Source organism: Rothia sp. HMSC078H08, from assembly GCF_001808955.1.
Lineage (GTDB): Bacteria > Actinomycetota > Actinomycetes > Actinomycetales > Micrococcaceae > Rothia.
Genome location: NZ_KV795235.1, coordinates 107,245 through 123,370, shown reverse-complemented (window position 1 = coordinate 123,370; position 16,126 = coordinate 107,245). Strand labels below are relative to the sequence as shown.

General features: G+C 60.8%; 11 protein-coding genes. 5 read left to right on the top strand and 6 right to left on the bottom strand.

Annotated elements, in window-relative coordinates; translation table 11 throughout:
* The first annotated feature begins 408 nt into the window (after nucleotides 1-408).
* The 3 genes from HMPREF2528_RS00520 to HMPREF2528_RS00510 all read left to right on the top strand — a co-directional run bounded on the left by HMPREF2528_RS00520 (nucleotide 409) and on the right by HMPREF2528_RS00510 (nucleotide 5,106).
* Complete coding sequence (locus tag HMPREF2528_RS00520; RefSeq protein WP_049346414.1) at nucleotides 409-1,287, top strand: endonuclease/exonuclease/phosphatase family protein; 879 nt, start codon at nucleotides 409-411, stop codon at nucleotides 1,285-1,287.
* A gap of 73 nt (nucleotides 1,288-1,360) precedes the next feature.
* Entirely contained in the window at nucleotides 1,361-3,175 is a 1,815-nt protein-coding gene (locus HMPREF2528_RS00515; protein ID WP_070541482.1) for a glycoside hydrolase family 13 protein, read from the top strand.
* Between the two features lie 125 nt (nucleotides 3,176-3,300).
* Complete coding sequence (locus HMPREF2528_RS00510) at nucleotides 3,301-5,106, top strand: glycoside hydrolase family 13 protein (RefSeq protein WP_070541479.1); 1,806 nt, start codon at nucleotides 3,301-3,303, stop codon at nucleotides 5,104-5,106.
* Between the two features lie 146 nt (nucleotides 5,107-5,252).
* Here the strand turns inward: HMPREF2528_RS00510 and HMPREF2528_RS00505 are convergent, their stop codons facing one another.
* On the bottom strand, nucleotides 5,253-6,227 hold the full coding sequence (locus HMPREF2528_RS00505) for an AEC family transporter (protein WP_070506885.1): 975 nt from the start codon (nucleotides 6,225-6,227) through the stop codon (nucleotides 5,253-5,255).
* 285 nt (nucleotides 6,228-6,512) lie between these two features.
* On the opposite strand from HMPREF2528_RS00505, the gene HMPREF2528_RS09080 reads away from it, so the two are divergent.
* Nucleotides 6,513-7,001, top strand: a complete 489-nt coding sequence (locus HMPREF2528_RS09080) for a hypothetical protein (protein ID WP_141744451.1) — start codon at nucleotides 6,513-6,515, stop codon at nucleotides 6,999-7,001.
* A 240-nt stretch (nucleotides 7,002-7,241) separates the two neighbouring features.
* Here HMPREF2528_RS09080 and guaA read toward each other — a convergent pair whose 3' ends face one another.
* The 5 genes from guaA to groES all read right to left on the bottom strand — a co-directional run bounded on the left by guaA (nucleotide 7,242) and on the right by groES (nucleotide 14,138).
* Complete coding sequence (gene guaA / locus HMPREF2528_RS00500) at nucleotides 7,242-8,834, bottom strand: glutamine-hydrolyzing GMP synthase (protein ID WP_012903093.1); 1,593 nt, start codon at nucleotides 8,832-8,834, stop codon at nucleotides 7,242-7,244.
* Between the two features lie 219 nt (nucleotides 8,835-9,053).
* On the bottom strand, nucleotides 9,054-10,184 hold the full coding sequence (locus HMPREF2528_RS00495) for a GuaB3 family IMP dehydrogenase-related protein (RefSeq protein ID WP_049363234.1): 1,131 nt from the start codon (nucleotides 10,182-10,184) through the stop codon (nucleotides 9,054-9,056).
* A gap of 146 nt (nucleotides 10,185-10,330) precedes the next feature.
* Nucleotides 10,331-11,848: an IMP dehydrogenase gene (gene guaB, locus HMPREF2528_RS00490; RefSeq protein WP_049363231.1), complete on the bottom strand. Its 1,518-nt coding sequence runs from the start codon at nucleotides 11,846-11,848 to the stop codon at nucleotides 10,331-10,333.
* A gap of 310 nt (nucleotides 11,849-12,158) precedes the next feature.
* Entirely contained in the window at nucleotides 12,159-13,745 is a 1,587-nt protein-coding gene (groL, locus tag HMPREF2528_RS00485; RefSeq protein ID WP_070541476.1) for a chaperonin GroEL, read from the bottom strand.
* Nucleotides 13,746-13,850: 105 nt separating this feature from the next.
* Nucleotides 13,851-14,138 (bottom strand): co-chaperone GroES, encoded by a 288-nt coding sequence (groES, locus tag HMPREF2528_RS00480; protein ID WP_005505066.1) that lies wholly within the window; start codon nucleotides 14,136-14,138, stop codon nucleotides 13,851-13,853.
* Between the two features lie 226 nt (nucleotides 14,139-14,364).
* Between groES and HMPREF2528_RS00475 the strand changes: the two genes are divergently transcribed.
* Nucleotides 14,365-15,849 (top strand): class I SAM-dependent methyltransferase, encoded by a 1,485-nt coding sequence (locus HMPREF2528_RS00475; RefSeq protein WP_371326304.1) that lies wholly within the window; start codon nucleotides 14,365-14,367, stop codon nucleotides 15,847-15,849.
* Nucleotides 15,850-16,126 lie beyond the last annotated feature (277 nt).

Genomic DNA, 16,126 nt, shown 5'->3' with positions numbered 1-16,126 from the left:
CCCTTTCGGGTTGTCGAGTGAGCGGACGCAGGTGCCGGCGATCGTTGCCGGTCTGCGGTGGCAACGCCGTATCTTTATACCCTCAAACGAAAGTATATGAGACGGGTGCCACATATCCTGCGTGCGCTAAATGCCGAATGTGTTTTAGACAGAAACAATAATGCCAGGTCATACCTGCCCACAGGTACCAAAACTGTGAGTTTTGAAAGAGTTTTTCAGAACCTGAAACATATCCCGGCACTGGTTAAAAATACTTGCTGCAGATGAGACTTTTTCCCTATTACCTAGCGCACAGAATCGATAGCATAAACAGTGCGCCCATAGAGGTCAGAGTGCATAAACACTCACCACCTCAATACGCGGTGCGCATATCATTCTTCAACCTCACACATACCCCGGACTTAATACATGCGCTTCCTCACCCTCAATACGCACAGCTGGTGCGAAATCCACCAGATTGCCAAGATCCGTACCCTCGCCAAGTTCATTATTGAACAGCAGGTGGACGTCATTGCGTTGCAGGAAGTCAACCAGCTCACCTCCACCCCCGTGGTGAAGGAGCCCCTCAACTACCGCGGCGGCGCCGGCGTTCCGGTCCGCGAAGACAACTACGCCCTGCTGCTCGTGCAGGCGCTCAACGAAATGGGTGCCACTTACGAGTGGACCCTCACCGAAACCCACATCGGTTGGGACCGTTACGACGAATGCGTAGCTATCCTCTCGCGCCTGCCGATTCGCGGTATCAAGCCCATCAATATGTCCCCCGGCTACGGCTACCACCAGGTGCAGCGCCGCGCAGCACAGGCAACGCTCATCGAAACTGAGACGGGCACCTTCTGGTGCGCCACCACCCACATGTCCTGGTGGGACTTCGACGGCGAGCCCCTCTTCGCGCAGGAATACGCACACCTCTCGCAGGAGCTTGCCGAGTGCGCCCGCACCGCACCGGTACTGCTCGGCGGCGACTTCAACTCCGCAGCACATCTGAGCAATGAAGGCTACGCGCTGGTCACCTCCAGCGGCATGGTGGATACCCGATCCCTAGCGGAGCACACCGACGGCGAGAACACCGTCCACCGCGAAATCGCCGGCTGGGAAGGTAGCACGGATGCCAAGCGCATCGACTTTGTCTTCGCTGACCGCCTGGTCGACGTGGTATCCCACGCGGTTGTCTTCCGTGACAACTCCCCCGAGGCGATCTCCGACCACAGCGGCCTGCTGCTAGAGATTGACCCCTCCAGCTGGGCGCCGGAGAGCCTCCTTACGCCCCTCACCAGCCAGTCCTAAAGGGGCATCAGACGTTAGCCGCCCGCAGAGCGGCACCACACAACACTCATCCATACCAAGGGAAGGAAGAACAATGACGACCCAGACCCAGTGGTGGCAGGAACCCGTTGTCTACCAGATTTACCCCCGCTCCTTCAACGACTCCAACGGCGACGGCATCGGCGACCTGCCCGGTATCACCGAGAAGATTCCGTACCTCGCCGACCTGGGCATTCAGGTGCTGTGGCTCTCCCCCATCTACGCGTCCCCGAACGACGATAACGGCTACGACATCTCCGACTACCGTGCCATCATGACCGAGTTCGGCACCATGGAAGACTTCGACAAGCTGCTCGAAACCGCGCACGAGCACGGCATCAAGCTCATGATGGACCTGGTCGTCAACCACACCTCCGACGAGCACGAATGGTTCAAGCAGGCACGCTCCTCCAAGGACAACCCCTACCGCGACTACTACATCTGGCGCGACCCCAAGGGCTTCGACGAGGACGGCAAGCCGATCCCGCCGAACAACTGGATTTCCTGCTTCAGCCCCTCCGTGTGGGAATGGGACGAGGCGACCGGCCAGTTCTACCTGCACTACTTCTCCGTCAAGCAGCCCGACCTCAACTGGGAGAACCCGAAGGTCCGCGAAGAGGTCTACGACATCATGCGCTTCTGGCTGGACAAGGGCGTGGACGGCTTCCGCATGGACGTCATCAACCTGATTTCTAAGGACCTCTCCTTCCCCGAGGACCCGGCAGTCCTCGCTGGCGGCCTCGACAACTCCCTGGCTGTCGCAGCCAACGGCCCGCGCGTGCACGAATTCCTGCAGGAGATGAACCGCGAGGTCTTGAGCAAGTACCCGGTCATGACCGTGGGCGAAACCCCCTGCGTGACCGTGGACGACGCCGCACTCTACACCGGTTTCGACCGCAACGAGCTGCAGATGGTCTTCCAGTTCGAGCACATGGATGTGGACGCCTCCGAGGGTGGCGTGACCGGCAAGTGGTCCGACCGCCGCTTCAACCTGGTGGACCTGAAGAAGGTCCTCACCCACTGGCAGGAGGGTCTGCACGGTCGCGGCTGGAACTCCCTGTACTGGAACAACCACGACCAGCCGCGCACCGTCTCCCGCTTCGGTAACGACTCCCCCGAGTACCGCACCGTCAGCGCCAAGATGCTGGGCACCGTGCTGCACCTGATGCAGGGTACCCCCTACATCTACCAGGGTGAAGAGCTGGGCATGACCAATGTCTTCTTCGACGATGTGAAGGACTACAACGACCTGGAGATTCACGACTCTTGGCGCAAGTACGTTGAAGAGTCGGGCCGCGTCTCCGCGGAGGACATGCTGCGCTACATTAGCGCCTCCGGCCGCGATAACGCCCGCACCCCCATGCAGTGGACCGCCGGTGAGAACGCAGGCTTCACCACCGGCACCCCGTGGCTGAAGCTGAACCCGCGCTACACCGAAATCAACGCGGAGGCAGAGCTCGCCGACCAGGATTCGGTGTTCTACCACTACCGCGATCTGATTAGCCTGCGCCGCGAGTACCCGATTATCCTGACCGGCGAGTACCGCCTGCTGGATGAAGAGGATGACCAGGTTTACGCCTACCTGCGCGTGAACTCCGATGAGGACGCCGCCGCAACCGGCGAGCGCGCCCTGCTGGTCGTCGCGAACTTCACCGATGACACCGTTCAGCTGAACTACGCGGGCGGCAACCTGGACTCGGTGGTGCTGACCAACTCGCAGGCACTCTCCCCGACTGAGCTGAAGGCAATCGAGAACACCCCGAAGCTGATTAGCTCGAACTACCGCGATGAGAACCGCGAGTTCACCGACGAGGGCACCCTACTGCGCCCCTACGAGGCGAAGGTGTACCTCTTCGGTAACGCCAAGTAGTCGTACCCCACTCATACTGTGCGAAGGGGATCCGGAACAGACATTCCGGTCCCTCTTCGCCCTATACTTCAATCACAGACTCCTTTTTTCTCTTCGGCGTAACCCGCCGGTACAGAAAGGCAATTATGAGCAATTCCGAGGCATACGAGGTTCCCTCCTACGAGGGCCGCCAGTGGTGGAAGGAAGCCGTGGTGTACCAGGTGTACCCCCGTTCCTTCAACGACGCGAACGGCGACGGCATCGGTGATCTGAAGGGCATCACCGAGAAGCTGCCCTACCTGGCTAAGCTGGGCATCAACGTCATCTGGCTCTCCCCTGTGTTCGACTCGCCGAACGTGGATAACGGCTACGATATCTCTGACTACTTCGCGATCATGAGTGACTTCGGCACCATGGAAGACTTTGACGAGATGCTTGAGACCGCCCACAAGCACGGCATCAAGATCCTGATGGACTTGGTCGCAAACCACACCTCCGATGAGCACCCCTGGTTCAAGGAATCCCGCTCGTCTAAGGACAACCCCTACCGCGACTACTACATTTGGAAGGACCCGAAGGGCTTCGACGAGGACGGCAACCCGATTCCTCCGAACAACTGGGCGTCCGAGTTTGGTGGCCCGGCGTGGGAGTGGGACGAGGCGACCGGCCAGTTCTACCTGCACATCTTCTTCAAGGAACAGCCCGACCTGAACTGGGAGAACGAGAAGGTTCGCGAGGACCTGTACTCCATGGTCCGCTGGTGGCTGGACAAGGGCGTTGACGGCTTCCGCCTGGACGCTATCAACATCATCTCCAAGCCCGAGGGCTTCCCGGATGACCCCTCCACCGACTTTGAGAAGCACACCTCCTCGATTCCGTTCGTCATCTCTAACGGCACCATGGTGCACCCGTGGATGAAGGAACTGACCCGCGAGACCTTCAGCCGCTACGATGTGATGACCGTGGGCGAGACCAGCGCAACCAGCCCCGAGGACGCTAAGCTGTGGGCCGGCTACCACACCGGTGAGCTGAACATGATCTTCCACTTCGATCACATGGGCGTGGATAACGACCCGAACGGCAATCTGGGCGGCAAGTGGTCCTATGCACCGTACAAGCTGACCGAGCTCAAGCGCATCCTGAACGACTGGCAGACCACCCTGGAGGGTAACGCCTGGGGTTCGCTGTACTGGAACAACCACGACCAGCCGCGCGTTGTCTCCCGCTTCGGTAACGATTCGGATGAGTTCCGTACCCTGTCCGCTAAGCAGCTGGCGACCACCCTGCACTTCATGCAGGGCACCCCGTACATTTACCAGGGTGAAGAGCTGGGCATGACCAACGTGAAGTTTGATTCGATTGAGGATTACCGCGATGGTGACTCGATCCGCTTCTACGAGGACATGCACGTTGACCACAAGCGTCTGAGCCACGAAGAGGCGATGCAGGCTATCTACGTCAAGGGCCGCGACAACGCTCGTACCCCGGTTCAGTGGGATGCCTCCGCTAACGGCGGTTTCAGCCCCGAGGGTGTGACCCCGTGGATTGCTGTGAACCCGAACTACCCGACGATTAACGCTGAGGCTGTTCTGGCTGATGAGGATTCGATCTTCTACCACTACCAGCAGCTGGTGGCTCTGCGCCGCGGCAAGCTGAAGGACCTGATGGTTTACGCATCCTTCGCTCCGGTGGATTCGGTTCAGGTTCCGCACAACGAGGACGAGGCTGTGTACGCGTACACCCGTACCGGTGGTGCGGATGGCAGCCCCGCGAACGAGTCTTTGCTGGTTGTTTCGAACTTCACCGCTGAGGAGCAGGAGCGCGACTTTGCTGTGCTTTCTGAGACTCGTGAGGCTGGTGCTCGTGTTGAGCTGGTGAGCTCGAACTACAAGGACGACGCGGGTTCGACCCTGCGCCCCTACGAGGCGAAGGTGTACCACATCGTTCGCTAAGCGCTGTAGCTCGTTGAGTGCTACCGCGTGCCGATAAGGTGATAGACAGCAGAAGGAGGGTGAGGCTTATGCCCCGCCCTCCTTTTGTGTTGTCTCCTGTGTTCTCCCGGCGTGCTTTCTTGGCTCTGCTTAGCTGGCGGCTCTACTTAGCTGGCGAAGACGAACTGCAGAATCGGCACGGCGAGCGCAATCATTCCCACGCTGACGACCGCCCCGGCGGCAATGACGGGGGCTGCGGTGCCTTCGTGCCGGTAGTGGGTTTCTAAGATGACGATGTTCGCGGCTGGCGGCAGGACCGCAAGGATGAAGAGCACCTGCGGATGCGCGAGCAGCTGGTCGAAGTGCACGCCCGCCGTATCGTGTGCCCAGCGGGCAAGCGCCAGCACGCCGACGCTGTAGACGCTCACGAGCCCGGCGCGTAGGAGAGCCCATCCGGCGGCGCGGGTCAGGTCTGTGCGGTGCAGTTTGGCGGCGCCGAGCCACATACCCAGCACGATCATTCCGATAAAGCTGAAAACCCAGGTGAGCACCCGGTAGAAACCCGCCCCGTACTGGCTCAGGATGGGCCCGGCGGGCAGGCAGAGCAGTCCCACCACCACGGCGATAACGGGCGGGCTGGTACGCAGACCCCGCAGTACCGTGCGGAGGGTTCCGCCACGGCTCCTAGCGGCTCGTGCATCCGGTGCGTTGCCCTCCCCTACCCCGGCCTCTGTCTTGGAACCACCGCGTAGCAGCGAGGTGCCCAGGATATTGCCCATGATGGAGTTGCCGATATACGCGCCAATGTACACGCGCACGGCTTCCTCGCCCCAGAATCCGGCAACCACAGGGATGCCGAAGAGTCCCGCGTTCAGGTAGACGAAGGCGAGCTTCTGCACGGGGTCGCCGGTGATGCGCCCGGCACAGAGCACGCCGAGGAGCATCAACACCATGGTGGAGGCGGCGACAAAGAACAGTTCGGGACGGCTGGTTGCGACAGTGTAGATGATGACGGCGGGAATGATCCAGCGGGTCAGCAGGGTTGAGGCGTCTTCTTTGAGGCGGGTGCTCCAGCGATCGGGTAGCAGTAGCGCGAGCCCCAGACCTAGACCTAGGTAGATGAGTGGGAGGATGATTCCCATGCTCGTTCCTTTCGCTGTAGCTCTGCTGTTTTTGCCGCGTTAGGGCGTGTCTAATAACCCTACCCTGAACCTTCAGGTTGAGGTTGATTATTTTTTCTCTGTGGTTTTCGGATTTTTCGCGTCATATTGCATCATATTCCGCCAAACCCTCGTTTTTTATGCGGTTCGCTTCTAATCTTGAAATATAGAAAGGATATATTTTCAGCGTATTCTTTCAATCTATCGCCGACACTCATTTCTTACGAGATTAGGAACTAGGCTGTTCCTTCTCCCGTGAGGCTAAATATGCAGGAGCCCGCAATGCAGCAGCCGTATCTTTCGTCCCCTCCCGAATCTGGAGGCGTCCCGCAGCGTCCGGCGCAGGTTCCCAGTCAGCATGCTGATGCCCATATTCCGTGGCGTTCTTCTTCGGCTCCCTCAACCCCTAATACTTCGAGCATGGTGGTTGAGGCTACCGTAGCTTCTGCCGCGCCCATAGCGCCTGTGAGCGGCCCCGAGCGTACGTTTAGGGTCCCGCACCCGGTGCTGAGTGCTATCTCGTGGCTGATTGCGGCTGCGAGCGCTGCATGGCTTGTCATTCTGGCTGTTTCGTTGACGATGATTGTGGCGTCGGGTCTGAGCCATGATTCTGAGTTTGTGATGCTGACCTATGGTGTGTACATGGCGTGCGCGTTTGGCTTCTGCTGTTTTGGTACGTTTTTTGCTTTGCATTTTGGGTTGGGGTCGAGCGCTCATTGGCGTGATTCGATTCGTCACCCGCATCACCCACACTAAAAAGGTTTATATCTGGGTGTAGTTTTTCGGCATGTTTTTTCGGGTATTTTCGGAATGCATTTCTTTTATTTAGACCCCGCGTTTAAAAAATAAATGAGGATTTTTTAATACGCCCCAAAACCCTTCTCCCCTTTTCTACACGACTTAATGCAAGGAGCCACCTGGCGCATCCACAAACGGATGCACCGGGCGGCTCCTTCACAGGCTCCCAGCTACAAAGCTAGGTAGCCCAAAGCGGGATTACTCCCACTCAATGGTTCCCGGGGGCTTGGAGGTAACGTCCAGCACCACTCGGTTAACGTCCTTGACCTCGTTGGTAATACGGTTCGAGATCTTAGCCAGCAGGTCGTACGGCAGGCGCGACCAGTCAGCGGTCATTGCGTCTTCCGAAGAGACCGGGCGCAGAACAATCGGGTGGCCGTAAGTACGGCCGTCACCCTGAACGCCCACGGAACGAACGCCAGCCAGCAGAACCACGGGGCACTGCCAGATGTGCTCATCCTGACCTGCTGCGGTCAGCTCTTCACGCACGATAGCGTCAGCGGCACGCAGGGTCTCCAGGTTCTCGCGATTAACCTCGCCGACAATGCGGATGCCCAGGCCGGGGCCGGGGAACGGCTGACGTGCCACGATCTTCTCGGGAACGCCGAGCTCACGACCGATAGCGCGAACCTCGTCCTTGAACAGGGTGCGCAGCGGCTCAACCAGTTCGAAGGTCAGGTCGTCGGGGAGGCCGCCCACGTTGTGGTGGCTCTTAATGTTTGCGGTGCCGTCGCCACCGCCGGACTCGACAACGTCCGGGTACAGGGTGCCCTGGACCAGGAACTTGATGTCTGCGCCCTCTTCGCCCGCTTCGGCAATCAGCTTGCGCTGTGCCTCTTCGAAGGAGCGGATGAACTCGCGGCCGATAGCCTTACGCTTCGCCTCGGGCTCGGTGACGCCCTCGAGAGCGGAGAGGAAACGCTCCGACTCGTCGATGGTGATGACCTTGATACCCATGGAGGCTGCGTAGTCCTGCTCGACCTGTTCACGCTCGCCCTCACGGAGCAGACCGTGGTCAATGAAGAAGCAGGTGAGCTGGTCACCAACAGCCTTGTGCACGAGTGCTGCTGCCACGGAGGAGTCAACGCCGCCGGAGAGCGCGCAGATGACGCGGTCGCTACCGACCTGCTCGCGAATCTTAGCAACCTGCTCTTCGATGATGTTGTTGGTGGACCAGGTGGGCTTCAGACCTGCCACATTGTAGAGGAAGTTCTCCAGGGCGACCTGGCCGTAGTCGGAGTGCTTCACCTCGGGGTGCCACTGCACGCCGCCGAGCTTGCGGGACTCATCCACGAATGCTGCCACGGATGCGCCGGGTGTCGTTGCCAGCACCTCGAAGCCTTCGGGGGCTTCGGTCACGGAGTCACCGTGAGACATCCACACGTTCTGGGTGGTGGGGGTGCCGGTCAGGAAGGAGGAGTTCTCAGCGCAGATCACAGCGTCGGTTGCGCCGTATTCGCGCAGACCGGTCTGGGCGACGGTGCCGCCGAGGGTCTGGGCCATGACCTGGAAGCCGTAGCAGATACCGAAGATCGGCACGCCAGCTTCAAACAGGGCCTTGTCACCCTTGGGGGCGCCATCGGCGTAGACCGAGGAGGGGCCACCGGAGAGCACGATGGCTGCCGGGTTCTTGGCGAGCATCTTCTCAGTGCTCATGGAGTGGGGGACGATTTCGGAGTAGATGCCGGCCTCACGCACGCGACGAGCAATGAGCTGTGCGTACTGTGCACCGTAATCTACCACCAGGACGGGACGCTCTTCGAGCTGGTCCAGGTTCACAGAGTTGGTCACGAAAATTACCTCAACGTGTTGGTACTAATCCGCGCACTTGCGCGGGGATATATCTATTTTACGCTATCGCTGTACGCCGCCGACGGCACGTAGCCACTCCCCCATCCCGGGGTTCCGCTACATGCCCTAACGGGAGTAGAGCGTGCGTATAGAAAGCACCGCCCGGCGACCGGCAGACCAAAACCTGCCAACCGCCAAGCGGTGATTCATAAAGCTACATTAGCCGCGGTACGAGGGAACCACGGTCAGGTCAGCCTTCTGGAACTTCTTCAGGTCCAGGTAGCCGCAGTTAGCCATTGCGCGCTTGAGCGCACCGACAATGTTGCTGGTGCCGTTCACGTGGTGCGAAGGACCGTACAGGACCTCCTCCAGGGAGCCTACAACACCGAGCGGGGTGCGCACGCCGCGCGGGAAGTCCAGCGAGTGCGCCTCGTTGCCCCAGTACCAGCCCTGGCCGGGAGCCTCGGATGCGCGAGCCAGCGGAGCGCCCAGCATGACAGCGTCAGCGCCCAGTGCGAGCGCCTTCACCATGTCGCCGGAGCGGCCCAGGGAGCCGTCAGCGATCACGTGCACGTAACGGCCGCCGGACTCATCCAGGTAGTCCGAACGTGCTGCAGCCACGTCAGCGATAGCGGTTGCCATCGGTGCAGAAATGCCCAGGCCCTGACGGGTGGTCTGTGCAGAACCGCCACCGAAGCCCACCAGCACACCGGCTGCGCCGGTACGCATCAGGTGCTTAGCCTGCGAGTAGCCAGCCACGCCACCAACGATGACCGGAACGTCGAGCTCGTAGATGAACTTCTTCAGGTTCAGCGGCTCGTGCGAGGTCGAAATGTGCTCAGCGGAGACGGATGCGCCGCGGATGACGAACAGCTCAACGCCAGCCTTCACCACGGTCTCGTAGTGCTCCTGGGTGTTCTGCGGGCTCAGGGAGCCGGCAACAACCACGCCGGAGTCACGAATCTCTTCCAGGCGTGCAGTAATCAGTTCCGGCTTGATCGGCTCGGAGTAAATCTGCTGCATGCGGGTGGTGGCGGAGGCGGGGTCCGCCTCGGGCAGCTCAACAATCTCGTCGAGCAGCGGCTGCGGGTCCTCGTAGCGGGTCCACAGGCCCTCAAGGTTCAGCACGCCCAGGCCACCCAGCTTGCCCAGGGCAATAGCGGTCGCCGGGGACATGACCGAGTCCATGGGCGCACCAATGATGGGGGTGTCGAACTTGAAGGCGTCAATCTGCCAGGAGGTATCGACATCGCGGCGGTCGCGGGTACGGCGGGTGGGAATGAGCGCCACATCGTCCAGGGAGTAGGTGGGGCGGGCGTTCTTGGAGAGGCCAATCTGAATTTCAGACATGGGGTGAATCCTTTCGAATTCGGTTTGAGGGGTGCCGCTGGGCGTTATTCGCGCCGATGCCCGCCCCGATACCCGAGCGGGTATGGGGCGGGCTCAACGGCGCATGGCGTGCACGCCATGCGGGGAATCATCGTTGGTGATGCGTATTAGGCGCGGTAGTTCGGTGCCTCAACGGTCATCATGATGTCGTGCGGGTGCGATTCCTTCAGACCTGCGGGGGTGATGCGCACGAACTGACCCTTGTACTTGAGCTCCTCGATGGTGCGGGAACCGACGTAGAACATGGTCTGGCGCAGGCCACCTTCGAGCTGGTGAATCACTGCGGAGAGCGGGCCGCGGAAGGGAACCTGACCCTCAATACCCTCGGGAATCAGCTTCTCTTCGCTGGAGACGTCAGCCTGGAAGTAGCGGTCCTTGGAGAAGGACTTGTGGCGGCCGCGGGTCTGCATTGCGCCGAGCGAACCCATGCCGCGGTATGCCTTGTACTGCTTACCGTTCATGAAGATCAGCTCACCGGGAGACTCGGTGGTACCAGCCAGCAGGGAGCCGAGCATCACGGAGTCAGCGCCGGCAACCAGTGCCTTGCCGATCTCGCCGGAGTGCTGCATACCGCCGTCAGCGATCAGCGGCACACCTGCCGGGATTGCTGCCTTAGCGGACTCGTTGATAGCGGTCACCTGGGGAACACCAACACCGGCGATAATGCGGGTGGTGCAGATGGAGCCGGGGCCAACGCCGACCTTCACGCCGTCAGCGCCGGCGTCGATGATTGCCTGTGCACCCAGGCGGGTTGCAGCCTGGCCACCGATGACGTCCACGTGTGCTGCGGCGGGGTCCTTCTTCAGGCGGGCAATCATGTCGAGCACGCCCTGGGAGTGGCCGTTTGCGGTGTCCACGAACAGTGCGTCGACGCCTGCCTCAACCAGGGTCATTGCGCGCTCGTAGCCGTCGCCGAAGAAGCCGATAGCAGCGCCGGCACGCAGGCGGCCGTCCTCGTCCTTGGTGGCCTTGGGGTACTGCTCAGTCTTGACGAAGTCCTTCAGGGTAATCAGACCGGCGAGCTTGCCTGCGTCGTCGACCAGGGGCAGACGCTCAATCTTGTTGTGGGACAGCAGCGCGAATGCTTCGTCCTTGGTGACGCTGGGGTGCGCGGTGACCAGCGGCATGGGGGTCATGATGTCGCGGACGCGAATGCCCTCGTAGTCGGAGCGGGAGATGTAACGGATATCGCGGTTGGTGATGATACCTTCCAGCACGCCCTCTTCACTGACGACGGGCAGACCGGAGACCCTGTAGTAGCCACAGACCTCGTCGTATTCGGCGATGGTTGCGTCAGCACCAATGGTGACGGGGTTGATAATCATGCCGGACTCGGAGCGCTTGACGCGGTCCACGTGTGCAGCCTGGTCCTCGATGGAGAGGTTGCGGTGGATAACGCCCATACCGCCCAGACGTGCCATAGCAATTGCCATAGCGGAGTCGGTCACGGTGTCCATTGCGGCGGAGATGATGGGGGTGTTCAGGGTGATGCGCTTGGACAGGCGGGTGGAAGTATCCGCATCGGAGGGGATAACGTCAGTGTTGCCGGGCAGCAACAGCACGTCATCGTAGGTCAGGCCGGTGAAGCCGAAGGGATCCTCGGACAGAGCGGTGGGAATGGTCATTGTCTACCTTTCGGATGCTGGCTTCATCGGTGAGAAGCTCAGCCTATACGTTGCATATGTCAAGATGCGGTACGAACCCGTCTGCTCGCACCCCACAAGGTGGTTTGAGCGCAAACGGGAACAGCTTACCTTCTATAGTAAACCGCTAAAGATTTCTTTGCTGAGAAGCACTCATAGTAAGCGTCCCTCAGCGGGAGGCTGTCGGCAGGTTCTAGCGCCCTTCGAACGCGAGCGCGCCCGAGCCTACCGACAGCGAGTGCCCGGTACCGGCCTCCATGATGGAGGGGGCGGCACCAGGCACACACACTATTTAGTCTTCTTCAGTTTCTTCGGGCTTCTCAACCACCAGGGTCTCGGTGGTCAGCACCAGAGCCGCGATGGAGGAGGCGTTCTGCAGGGCCGAACGGGTCACCTTCACCGGGTCAATCACGCCGGCTTCGATGAGGTCCACGTACTCGCCGGTCTTGGCGTTGTAGCCATGACCCACGGGCAGCTCGGAGACCTTGGAGACGATGACGTAGCCGTCTTCGCCAGCGTTCTCAGCGATCCAGCGCAGCGGCTGAACCAGGGCTCGGCGAACGATCTGTACACCCACGTTTGCGTCGTGGTTGCCCAGGTCCATGCCGTCCAGTGCCTTCAGCGCGTGAACCAGTGCGGAACCGCCACCGGAGACGATGCCCTCTTCCAGAGCGGCACGGGTGGAGGACACAGCGTCCTCGATGCGGTGCTTGCGTTCCTTCGCCTCAACCTCAGTTGCGGCACCAACCTTGATGACGCCCACGCCGCCGGCAAGCTTGGCCAGGCGCTCCTTGAGCTTCTCGCGGTCCCATTCGGAATCCACGCGCTCAATTTCGCGGCGCAGCTGCTGCACGCGATCCTCAATTGCCTCGGGGTCACCGCCGCCGTCCACGATGGTGGTGTGGGACTTGGTGACGGTCACGCGGCGTGCCGAGCCCAGGTGCTCCAGGGTGACCTGCGGCAGGTCAATGCCGAGCTCGCCGGTCACGACGGTGCCGCCGGTCAGAATTGCCAGGTCCTGCATGATTGCCTTACGGCGGTCACCGAAACCGGGAGCCTTCAGAGCGACCACGTTGATGGTGCCGCGCAGCTTGTTCACGACCAGTGCAGAGAGCGCCTCACCGTCAACGTCTTCTGCGATGATGGTCAGCGGCTTCTTCGCCTGAACGATCTTCTCGAGCACGGGCATGATTTCTGCGATGGTGGAAATCTTGCCCTGGTAGAGCAGCACGAGGCTGTTCTCCAGCACTGCTTCGCCGCGCTCAGCGTCGGTGACGAAGGAGGGCGAGAGGTAGCCCTTGTCGAACTGCATACCTTCGGTGATGTCCAGCTCAATTTCGGTGGAGGAGCCGTCTTCGATGGTGATGACGCCGTCCTGGCCGACCTTCTCGAAGGCGCGAGCCAGCAGCTCACCAATCTGCTCGGACTGGGCGGAGATAGCGGCAACGTGCGCCACCTCGGGGCCCTGCACGGGGCGTGCGTTCTCGAGCAGGCGTGCGGAGACAGCCTCCACAGCAGCCTCAATGCCGCGCTTGACCTCGGCGGGTGCCGCGCCGCTGGTGACATTGCGCAGGCCCTCGTTGACCAGTGCCTGTGCAAGCACGGTTGCGGTGGTGGTACCGTCACCGGCTACGTCGTTGGTCTTGGTGGCGACTTCCTTCGCCAGCTGGGCGCCCAGGTTCTCGTACGGGTCGTCCAGTTCAATTTCGCGGGCAATGGACACGCCGTCATTGGTGATGACGGGTGCGCCCCACTGCTTGTCGAGCACAACGTTGCGCCCGCGCGGACCGAGGGTTACCTTGACCGCGTTTGCCAGCTTATCGACGCCAGCCTGCAGGGACTTGCGGGCGGCATCGTTGAATTCAAGCTGCTTAGCCATGTGTTCGCTACTCCTAGTGCGTCACAGAAAGGAAAATTTGAGGGGCAGATGATAGCTCATGCGCCGTACCGGATGAGCGGTACGGCGCATGAGCATCTGAAAGTATTAGTCGACGATTGCCAGAACGTCGCGTGCGGAGAGAATCAGGTACTCTTCGCCCTGGTACTTGACCTCGGTGCCACCGTAGCGGGAGAACACGACAACGTCGCCTTCCTTGATGTCTACGGGGATGCGGTTGCCCTTCTCATCCACGCGGCCCGGACCAACGGCGACAACGCGTGCTTCCTGCGGCTTTTCCTTCGCAGTTTCGGGGATAACCAGACCGGATGCGGTGGTCTGCTCAGCCTGTTCGATCTTGATAACGACGCGGTCTTCCAGCGGCTTGATAGCCATAATCGGTTCCTCCGGGTTGTGGATTTACGTTTGATGCGAGACAGCGGCGCAGTGGCGCGCCCGATGACTGTCTCGAGTGCTACCTCAACTCTAGTTTCACCTGTGCTTTCGGTCAAGAAAAGCGCCCCTCTGCCGGGGTGTTTCACCGCAAGGCGAACGCTGAGCAAAAAGCTGGGCAAATCGGGCTCCCCACCTACCAAAACCGGCACCCCGTAAAATGAGGAGCATGCCTACATCCCCTTTTACTCCCGCCGCTGAGCTTCCGTTCAGCGCCGAAGCGCTCGCGGCAGCCGACGAGCTCTACCCGCTGGGCTCGGATACGCTCAGCGCCGTTACCTCTTTGCGTTCGCGCGGTTTCAGCCCCGAGGAGTCTGCACAGATTATTTCGCTGGCGCAGGCTCGTACCCGTGCGCGCGCCAAGTTCGGCGAGCGCGCCCGCACGCTCATGCTGACTCAGGAGGCTGCGGAGCAGGCGACCCGCCCGGTGATTGCGCATTATCGCGCTCAGCGTCTGCGCCCTGTTGCCGGCACGGTGGCTGATTTGGGGTGCGGTATCGCCTCGGATTCTGCCGTATATGCGGCGGATCGCGGTGCCGTGGTTGCGGTGGAGTTGGACCCGCTGACCGCTTCTTTTGCGGCGAAGAACCTTGAGTTCTGCCCGCAGGCGCGCGTGTATTCGGGGGATGTGACCGATTATGTGCACGGTGAACTTCTGGACGCTTCCGGTGAGCCGGTGGGCATTGTGTGGATGGACCCGGCACGCCGCGAGTTGCGCGGTGCGAAGAAGGCTCAGACGGAGCGTCTTTTTGATCCGGAGGCGTTCTCTCCCCCGTTCTCGTTCGTGCTGAATCTGGCGCGCACTGGCGTGCCGATGGGCGTGAAGTTGGGCCCCGGTTTTCCGCATGAGGGCATCCCCTCACCCGAAGATATTGCGTCGGAGGCGAACCCCAACCCGCGCGTTGAGGCGGAGTGGATCCAGTCGGAGGGTTCCCTCGCCGAGTTGGTGCTCTGGTTTAACGCGCTGGCTCAGGAGGGGGTGGCTCGCACGGCGACCTCTGTGCATGAAACCCCTGCGCGCGAGATGCCTGCGGAAGAGGCTACCCCCAACGAAGGCTCCACCGAAGGATCCACCGGAGGCACCGCCGAAACCTGCGCCCTACTGCCTCCCTACGAGGCGGTGAACTTCCGCAGCCCCTTGACGGCGGAAGAGGCACAGCAGAGCGTTGACGTTCCGGTGTCCCTACCTCAGCCCGGTGATTACCTGCTGGAGCCTGCCCCGGCGATTGTGCGCTCGCACCTGGTCGCTGAGTTTGCGCAGAGTATTGGCGCGCACCTGCTGGATGAGCACCTGGCGTACCTGTGTTCTGCCGAGCCGGTGGCGCATCCGCTGGTTGCCTGCTACGAGGTGCTGGAGGAGATTCCCCTGCAGGAGAAGCAGCTGAAGCATTGGGTGCGTGAGCAGGGCTTTACGGCGCTGACTATTAAGAAGCGTGGCGTGGATATTGTTCCGGAGCAGTTGCGGGCGCGACTACTGGGTTCTGCGGGTTCTAAGCCTTCCAAGAAGAAACAGAAAAAGAACGCTAATTCTTCTTCGGGTACTCAGGAGTCCTCGTACCGTCCGGCAACGCTGGTCTTTACCCGCATCGGTTCGGGTAGGGATTCACGACGCGTCGGCTGGCACGTGCGCCCGCTCCAACCTCGCCAGCCCTAACTAACCAGCCTTGACTACTCAACCCTGGCTACCCAACCCTGACTGCCCAGCCCCGAGGACAGGTTACCGTTCATGACGATTCATTACGGTACCGTTCCGGATTCTGCACTCGACAGGGCACTGGGAACCGCAAGACCGTACACTAGATACGGTGCCGGATAAAGATACTGTGCCTGATCAAAGATACGCGGCCTAGTAGAGGTACTCCCTCAAGGAGCCAGCTCTCACAGGCTAGCGCACAGCCGGGCAGAGCCCACCGATAATAACTTCCATAGTC